The sequence below is a fragment of the Gilliamella sp. G0441 genome (genome assembly GCF_050589305.1).
In the GTDB taxonomy this organism is placed as follows: domain Bacteria; phylum Pseudomonadota; class Gammaproteobacteria; order Enterobacterales; family Orbaceae; genus Gilliamella.
In genome coordinates, this window is sequence record NZ_JBNRJF010000034.1 from 1 (window position 1) to 1,523 (window position 1,523).

The window sequence follows — 1,523 nt, forward strand, 5'->3', positions numbered from 1 at the left end:
GGTCAGTTGTTTACTGGCCGTTACGGTCAACTCGCCATCTACACTGTCAATTTTGATATCGTCTTTAGCCGCTATATTCAGGTTCGCATCCTGTGCCTGTACATCAATATCTCCCTGATTGGCAAAAAGCTTCATCCCCGATTTATGGGCAAATAATCCTATCGCCTCGCCCGAAGACACTGTGATATTTTTTAACGCCGTTATATCTGTCTGCTTTTCAGCTACTACCGAAAAGCTGTTGCCCGTTGATAATTGAATATTTTCCGGACTGGTTAACGCTATCCCTTCCTGAGCATAGGCTAAAATTCCACTCTGACTTAATGCTGTTAGATTTGTTTTTAGCTTGTCCTGACTCTCCGTATCGGCTCCGTGAGCTTCTGATTGGCTTGCCGCATCCTGTAACGCTTTGGCTATCGACAGTGCATTTTCTAACTGCGCTATTGCACCTTGCATGTCCAGCTGTTTGCCTTGCGCTTTCGGCGTTGTTTGTGTGGTCAGGTATAACCCTTTTTCTGCGGCTATAGCACCCCATTCATCGGTACGAAGCTCAAAACCTTCACCCCGACCTTCTTTATTTCGATTAACTAAGTGACCTATATTTAACTGGGTTTTGCCGTATTCAGTCGCCAGTTTGATATGCTCCTGACCCCGCTTGTCATCCATCCGCAATTTGTTGTTGGCCGGCGTGCGAATTACATTTCGATGTTTATTTATCGTGCTCACCGGGTCTGGATGTGCGCTGTCATGCATCGCATGAGCGATATAAGGTCTGTCCGGATTGCCGTCCATAAACGCAATCGCAACTTCTGTACCGTCAATTAATGGAAAGTGAAATCCATAATTGCTTCCCGCATACGGTCTTGCCAGTCTAACCCATAAACTCTCTTCACCTTTTTTCCACTCTTTCAAGTCGAAATTAAATTTAACCCGATAGCGTCCATGAGCATCAATATAACCGTATGTATCATTGTCCGGACTGGTCACCCGTGCCGGCAATGTCCCCCCGACTTGTGGCCACGCTATCGGAGCCGGACGGTAAGGTTTTAATACCTCATAAGCAATTGCCGTAAAGCTCAGTTCATACGCTTCTGAGCGACTGCCTTGTCCCTCGACACTTAATATGATGATGCCTTCTTCAACATCTACCAGCGGATTTTGATTTATACAGACATGTTGACCCGGAACAAGGTTATAACTGTTGGTTTTCCCTCGAATGATTATTTTTTTACTGATTGCATGCTCATGGCGGATACGCGCATACCATTTACCACTTTCTGTAATGTCACTTTCGCTACCGCCATTATCGTTTGACTCTACGTCATTTTCGGTATCTTCATTCTGAGTATTACCATTCCCCACGCCTGCATCCAATCGTTTATAGTTCTCTCCATAACGATAGTCCGTTCCGTAAGTGGTCATGTCATTCGGTTGGGTGTTTTCTTCTCCCAGTAAATTTTCCTTCGCTTCCCGGTAATTATAATCCTGTACGATAACCGATGATTCCACCAGTTGACTGTGCAGTG

1 protein-coding gene is annotated in these 1,523 nt (G+C 45.2%); it reads right to left on the reverse strand.

Annotation, left to right across the window (positions count from 1 at the left end; all coding sequences use genetic code 11):
- The coding region (locus tag ACKJXD_RS11885) for a DUF2345 domain-containing protein (protein WP_430876418.1) at nucleotides 1–1,523 on the reverse strand (1,523 nt) is incomplete at both ends.